This window comes from Nitrosophilus sp., assembly GCF_982775275.1.
Window position 1 is genome coordinate 1 of the sequence record NZ_CEXZHP010000076.1, and the last position, 6,976, is coordinate 6,976.

Here is a 6,976-nt window from a genome sequence, read left to right on the forward strand (position 1 = left end):
TCTCTTTTTGCAAGATAGTCATTAACCGTAACAACATGAACTCCCTCACCCGTCATAGCGTTTAACGCCACAGCCAAAGTTGCAACAAGGGTTTTACCCTCTCCGGTTTTCATTTCTGCAATTCTACCTTCGTGTAATACCATACCACCTATTAATTGAACATCAAAATGTCTCATTCCAAGAACTCTTTTGCTAGCCTCCCTTGTTATAGCAAAAGAGTCTTCCAATACCTCATCCATAGTAGCTTCGCCGCTTTTTACCCTCTCTCTTAACTCATTAAAAGCTTTTTTTAATTCTTCATCGCTATATTTTTCATATTTTGGCTCTAATGCATTTATCTTTTTAACCCTTTTTTGATATCTTTTTAACTCTCTATCGTTTTTTGTGCCGATTACTTTTTGAACTAAAGTTTTTAACATCTATTTCCTTTACCTTTTTCAACATAACTGTTTTTTTTTAATATGCAATTTTATCATAATTTTAGATTTTTTATATTTTAGATAAAATTCATTAAAAAAAGGAGAATAATGAAAAAGATTATTGTTTTTTTAATATTTATAAACATGCTTTTGGCTTCCATAGAAATAAACTCTTTTGAAGCCGATTTTATACAGATAGTAAAAGAGTCAAAAAAAACTATTAAATATTATGGAAAGCTATATTTTAAAAAGCCTATGAAAATATTGTGGAAATATATAAAGCCGGTAAAAAAGGAGATCTATATCGTCGATGATCAAGTAGTTGTAATTGAGCCTGAAATCGAACAGGCAACAATTAGCCATTTTACAAAAACGAAAAATATCATAGAGATTTTAAAAAAAGCAAAAAAGATAGATAAAAACACTCTTTTAGCAAAATATCAAAATCAAAATTTTTATATATATCTTGATAATAAAGGAAAACTAAAAAAAATTGTCTTTAAAGATAAATTGGAAAATGAAATAATAATCGTTTTTAAAAATCAAAAGCAAAATATAAAAATCGAAGATAAAATTTTCGAATACAAAATCGACCCGGAATTTGATATCATTTTTCAGTAGTTAAATCTTAGTTTTGGGCAAAATGCCCAAAACTTTTATACATATTTATGAACCATCTCTTCAAGAAGCTGCTCGTTTATCTGATCAAAATTTAGATATGAATAGACCTTATCCTCTTTTCCGGCAAGTTTTTTAGGAACGATTTTTAAATATTCTTCTTTTGTTGGAATTCTTCCCAATATCGCAGCAACCGCAGCAAGCTCTGCACTTCCAAGATAAACTTTAGCACCTTTACCCATTCTGTTATCAAAATTTCTTGTTGAAGTGCTAAATACCACAGCGTTATCTCTAACTCTTGCTTGGTTACCCATACACAAGCTACATCCAGGAAGCTCTGTTCTTGCACCCGCTGCAGCATAAATTGAGTAATATCCCTCTTCTATAAGATCTTCTTCATCCATTTTAGTAGGAGGAGCTATCCACAGTCTAACAGGAACTTGTCCCTCGCCTTTTAAAATCTCACCCAAAGCTCTATAATGGCCAATATTTGTCATACAACTTCCAACAAAAACTTCATCTATTTTATGAGGTCTATTTGGATTTTCAAGAACTTCGCTTAAAGTTGCTACATCATCTGGGTCATTAGGACAAGCAACAATCGGCTCTTTTATCTCATTTAGATCTATTTCGATAACGGCTGCATATTCGGCATTTTTATCAGCTCTCATAAGTTTTGGCTCTTTTAGCCACTCTTGCATCTTTTTCATACGTCTCTCAAGAGTTCTTTTATCCTCATATCCAGCTTCAATCATTTTTTCAATCAGTTTAATATTTGATTTTAAATATTCTATAACCGGTTCTTCATCTAACGCCACGGTACAAGCAGCCGCACTTCTTTCCGCTGAAGCATCACTTAATTCAAAAGCTTGCTCAACTTTCAAAAACGGAAGACCCTCAATCTCAAGCACACGTCCTGCAAAAATATTTTTCTTACCCTTTTTCTCAACGGTCAATAATCCTTGCTTAATAGCAAAATATGGAATAGCGTTTACCAAGTCTCTCAAAGTGATTCCTGGCTGCAACTCACCTGAAAATCTAACTAAAACAGATTCTGGCATATTTAGAGGCATCGATCCTGTAACTGCTGCAAACGCAACAAGCCCAGACCCAGCCGGAAAACTTATACCTATAGGAAATCTAGTATGAGAGTCTCCACCAGTTCCTACAGTATCTGGGAGAACCATTCTATTTAGCCAACTGTGAATTACGCCATCACCAGGTTTTAAACTAACCCCTCCTCTACTTGTTATAAACTCAGGCAAAGTGTGCTGAAGTTCGATATCGGCAGGTTTTGGATAAGCTGCTGTATGACAAAAGCTTTGCAATACAAAATCAGCACCAAAACTTAATGCCGCTAACTCTTTTATCTCATCTCTTGTCATAGCACCTGTTGTATCTTGAGAACCAACAGTTAAAGTTTCAGGCTCGATATACATTCCCGGTCTAACACCTTCCATACCGCAAGCGCGTCCAACCATTTTTTGAGCAAGAGTATATCCTACACCCTCTTTACCTTTTGGTTGTTCTGGTCTTATAAATATATTTTCCTCTTCCATTCCAAGAGCGGCTCTTGCTTTTCTTGTTAAACCTCTTCCTATAATAAGTGGAATCCTACCTCCGGCTCTATACTCATCAGGAAGAGTATTTGGCTTTAGTTTAAATTCGCTTACAACTTCGCCGTTTTTTAATATTTTCCCTTCATATGGTCTAATCTCAATAATATCTCCCGTTTCAAGTTTATCAACTGGAGCTTCTATAGGAAGTGCACCTGAATCTTCAGCGGTATTGAAAAAAATCGGAGCTATAATTCCACCTATTATAACACCACCTGTTCTTTTGTTTGGAACATGTGGAATATCTTCTCCTATCCACCACTGAACAGAGTTAATACCAGATTTTCTACTACTTCCCGTTCCCACAACATCGCCTACAAATGCTACAGGAAGTTTTGTCTCCTCTTTTAATCTTTTTATAGTCTCTTGAGCATCTGGCATTTTAGCTTTTAGCATACTTAAAGCGTGCAAAGGAATATCACTTCTACTCCAAGCTTCGCTTGCAGGAGAGAGATCATCAGTATTTGTCTCGCCAGGAACCTTAAAAACAACAACTTTTAAAGACTCAGGAAGTGGCGGTCTATTAAAAAACCATTCGGCATTTGCCCAAGACTCTAATACCTCTTTTGCAAATCTGTTATTTTTTGCAAGTTCAACTACGTCGTTAAATGCATCATAAACTAAAAGTGTTTTTTTAAGTGCATCAGCAGCTGCTTGAGCTACCTCTTCATCTTCATGACTTAACGCCTCAACAAGGGGTCCTACATTGTATCCACCAAGCATAGTGCCGAGTATCTCAACAGCATGTTTAGGACTAATAGCAGCCGTTTTTGCATGTCCTCTTATTATATCTCTTAAAAAAGCTGCTTTTACATATGCCGCATCATCAACGCCAGGAGGAACCCTATTTAAAAGAAGATCCATCAAAAACTCTTCTTCAACGATAGGAACCTGCTTTAATAATTCGATAACTTCTGCAACCTGCTTTGGAGTTAAAGGCTTTGGAGGTATTCCAAGCTTTGCTCTTTCTTCGGCCGCTTTTTTGTATTCTTCAATAAAACCCATATCTTCTCCTTTTATTTAATATTGTGTAATTGTTTAAATTGAGAAAGTTTTTTTTGTAAAAGGTCGATATTGTGTTGCAGTTTTTTCATAAATTTTTCATGTTTTTGCATCCATTTTGTTTTTTCATCTTCCAATTTTGCCTCTTCTTCAAGAAGTTTATCCTCTTCAAAGGTAAGTTCTCTATGTTTTTCTTTTAATCTACTTTCATTTTCATTCAGCTCACCAAGCTCTTCTAAAAGTTTTCTTCTCTCAGCCAAAAGAGTCTCTCTTTCTCTTTGACTATCCTCATGAGCTAATAATTTTTTTATTTTTCTTAATTTATCTAAAATTGCGTTTATTTTATGTTCATTTTCTCTAATGTGAGAAGAAACCTCTAAAATCTCCTCCTCTTTTTTGATAAGCTTTTCTTTTACGCTTTTTAACTTTTCATCTAACTCTTTTAATTCCTCTTCGCTCTTTTTAACAAGCTCTTCAAAATGCTTAACATTTTCTTCAATTTTTTCCATAAATTTTTCCATAGTTCCTCCTTTTGTTGTGATTAAATTTTATCAAATTAATTTATATAAATTATAAGGTTGTTTCATTAAGTAACATTTAAAATATAATATGTGTAAAAAAGTTACAATAAAAATTTTCCTACAAAAAATAGCAACGGTGCAACGGAAATTAAAAAAAATAAAAATATCAAAATTCCTATTCTTTTGCCTCCAATATAAAAAACAATCAGAAGTTTTGTAAAAGAGTTTGAAATAGAGGCTAAAAATATCCCTATAGCAGCTATATTTTTATCTATTTTATTTTCTAAACTCATATTTGCCAAAGATAAAGTAATTGCGTCTACATCACCAAATCCTGAAATAATTGAAACTATATATATTCCTAAATCTCCAAAATTTTTCTCAACCAAATTCATTGCGCCAAACACCAATCCAAAAAGTATCCCTATCTTTAGCGCTTCTTTTAATTCTAAAGGGTTTTTTAACTCAAAATCCGCAGAAGTTATCTTTATGGTTGCTTTTTTATAAAGAATAAATAGATAAAAATATCCTAATATTGTTGATAGCATAAAAGGCAAAAAAATATATTCCAAAAGTCTTTTATCAACAACCGCTACCTCTACCAAAACCCTAAAAAACATTGTGCTTGAGGCTATCCCTATAGCAACGGCTAGATAAGATATCAACTCTTTATTGATAACTGATCTTTTAGAAAGAGAAATGGAAACAGCGGTTGATGAGACTAGCCCACCAAAAAAACCGGTAAGCAGCAACCCCTTTTTAGCACCTATAGATTTTACGCTTATATAACCTAAAAAAGATAAACCAGAAATTAAAACAACCATCATCCATATTTGATATGGATTTATTATTCCAAACGGATCAACAGGATAATTTGGTAAAATCGGTAAAATTACAAAACTCATCAAAGCAAATAAAATAGCAGAAGTTACATCTTTTTTAGATATTTTTCCTTCATACTCTTTTATTTTGCCTTTTATTTCAAGTAAAAAAAGAACCAAAATAGCGCTAAATACAGCTTCTTGTTTTCCTAAAAAAAATATAACAGATCCGATTAATAGCGTTGCAATTGCGGCAAATTCGGTAGTTGTACCTATATCTTTTGTAATTTTTACCGTTTTTGAATGAACATAGGTCACAAATAATATAATTCCAACTACTACCAATGGAAAAAGCCAATTAACATAATTGGTTAAAACCGCGCTTAAATAACCGATTATTGAAATTATAGAAAAGGTTCTTGCTCCTCCAAACTCTTTTGATTTTTCAAAGTATGTTTGAATCTCTCTTTGAAGTCCTATCATCAATCCCAAAACAGAGGATAACAAAAGATTTATCGCAAACTCTGTATCCATTAAATTAAAATCTCCCTGTTCCCTTTAGCGTTTGGAGCAGATAAAACACCCATATTTTCCAACTGTTCAACGATTCTTGCAGCTCTATTGTAACCTATTTGCAATCTTCTTTGAAGATAACTAATTGAAGTTTTTCTCTCTTTTAAAACTATCTCTTTTGCCTCCTCAAAAAGCTCATCCAACTCTTCATCAACGCTTTGGCTAGATGTAGATCCTCCTATCTCCTCTTTTAAAAATTTTTCATCATATTGGGGACCTCTTTGGGATTTTAAAAACTCAACGATCTTTTCTATTTCGTTTTCACTTATCCATGGTGCGTGAAGTCTAATAAGTCCAGTTACCCCAGGAGGCGTAAAAAGCATATCTCCTCTTCCAAGAAGAGTTTCTGCACCAAAAGTATCAAGTATAACTTTTGAGTCGATTTTTTGGCCTACTTTAAAACTTATTCTACTTGGTAAATTTGCCTTAATAATACCCGTCACCACATCAACGCTTGGTCTTTGAGTAGCAACTATTAAATGTATTCCGCTCGCTCTTGCCATCTGTGCAAGTCTTGCAATTGAATGTTCAACCTCTTTTCCGCTTGTCATCATCAAATCGGCAAGCTCATCTATAGTAACCACTATATAAGGTAGAGGTTCAAATCCCTCTTTTTTTGCCTTTTTGTTGTAACCTTCAATATTTTTTGTTTTTGTTTTACTCATTAGCTGATAACGCCTCTCCATTTCGGCTACCATATTGTTTAAAGCGATAATTGCCTGTTTTGACTTGGTAATGACTGGAGTTAAAAGATGAGGTATGTCATTATATATAGAAAATTCCAACATTTTTGGATCAATTAGCATAAGTTTTAAATTATCGGGCGAATTTCTATACAAAAGGCTAATAATTATCGAATTTATTCCTACACTTTTACCGCTTCCGGTAGTGCCCGCTATCAAAAGATGAGGAAGTTTTTTCAAATCTGTAACAAAAGGCTTTCCGACTATATCTTTTCCAAGTGCTATGGTTAAAGGCGATGCGGCGTTTTTGAAAATATCGCTCTCTAAAATTTCTCTAAGATAAATCGTTTCTATCTCTTTATTTGGTATCTCTATTCCCACCACATCTTTACCAGGGATGGGGGCTTGGATCCTAATGGTTTTTGCTTTAAGAGCCATTGCCAAATCATCGGCTAAATTTAATATTTTAGAAACTTTTATATGGGGTGCTGGTTTAAACTCAAAAGTAGTAACCACAGGACCTGTATAGGTTCTAACAACATCACCTTCAATTTTAAATTTGGCGAGTTTTTCGATAAGCTCTTTTATCTTTTTATCAATTTCTGCTTCGTTAATGTTTCCTCTTTTTTTAGGAGGTTTTTGTAAAAAATCGATTAATGGAAGTTTAAAATTTTTAGGCTTTTCCAATTTTCCTTTCTCAACGCTCTCTAATAGCCTTTTATT

General features: G+C 33.5%; 5 protein-coding genes and 1 pseudogene. 1 reads left to right on the plus strand and 5 read right to left on the minus strand.

The window, feature by feature from the left end:
- Positions 1-419: pseudogene (locus tag AC30RD_RS05035) on the minus strand (preprotein translocase subunit SecA); the annotation flags it as partial.
- Between the two features lie 108 nt (positions 420-527).
- On the opposite strand from AC30RD_RS05035, the gene lolA reads away from it, so the two are divergent.
- Positions 528-1,040: a LolA-like outer membrane lipoprotein chaperone gene (gene lolA / locus AC30RD_RS05040; RefSeq protein WP_489493216.1), complete on the plus strand. Its 513-nt coding sequence runs from the start codon at positions 528-530 to the stop codon at positions 1,038-1,040.
- A gap of 35 nt (positions 1,041-1,075) precedes the next feature.
- Here the strand turns inward: lolA and acnB are convergent, their stop codons facing one another.
- From acnB to AC30RD_RS05060, 4 genes are all read right to left on the minus strand, one after another.
- Positions 1,076-3,658 carry a bifunctional aconitate hydratase 2/2-methylisocitrate dehydratase gene (gene acnB, locus AC30RD_RS05045; protein ID WP_489493217.1) on the minus strand — a complete coding sequence of 861 codons (2,583 nt, stop codon included), beginning with the start codon at positions 3,656-3,658 and terminating at the stop codon, positions 1,076-1,078.
- An 11-nt stretch (positions 3,659-3,669) separates the two neighbouring features.
- On the minus strand, positions 3,670-4,176 hold the full coding sequence (locus AC30RD_RS05050; RefSeq protein WP_489493219.1) for a hypothetical protein: 507 nt from the start codon (positions 4,174-4,176) through the stop codon (positions 3,670-3,672).
- Between the two features lie 101 nt (positions 4,177-4,277).
- Complete coding sequence (locus tag AC30RD_RS05055) at positions 4,278-5,531, minus strand: MgtC/SapB family protein (RefSeq protein WP_489493220.1); 1,254 nt, start codon at positions 5,529-5,531, stop codon at positions 4,278-4,280.
- Positions 5,531-6,976: DNA translocase FtsK (locus AC30RD_RS05060; RefSeq protein WP_489493222.1), on the minus strand; the 1,446-nt coding region annotated here is incomplete at its 5' end. The genes AC30RD_RS05060 and AC30RD_RS05055, both read right to left, overlap by 1 nt.

Excerpts from the sequence above, each read along its gene's own strand:
- lolA (WP_489493216.1), top strand. The coding sequence starts at position 528 with ATGAAAAAGATTATTGTTTTTTTAATATTTATAAACATGCTTTTGGCT.
- acnB (WP_489493217.1), bottom strand. The coding sequence starts at position 3,658 with ATGGGTTTTATTGAAGAATACAAAAAAGCGGCCGAAGAAAGAGCAAAG.
- AC30RD_RS05050 (WP_489493219.1), bottom strand. The coding sequence starts at position 4,176 with ATGGAAAAATTTATGGAAAAAATTGAAGAAAATGTTAAGCATTTTGAA.
- AC30RD_RS05055 (WP_489493220.1), bottom strand. The coding sequence starts at position 5,531 with ATGGATACAGAGTTTGCGATAAATCTTTTGTTATCCTCTGTTTTGGGA.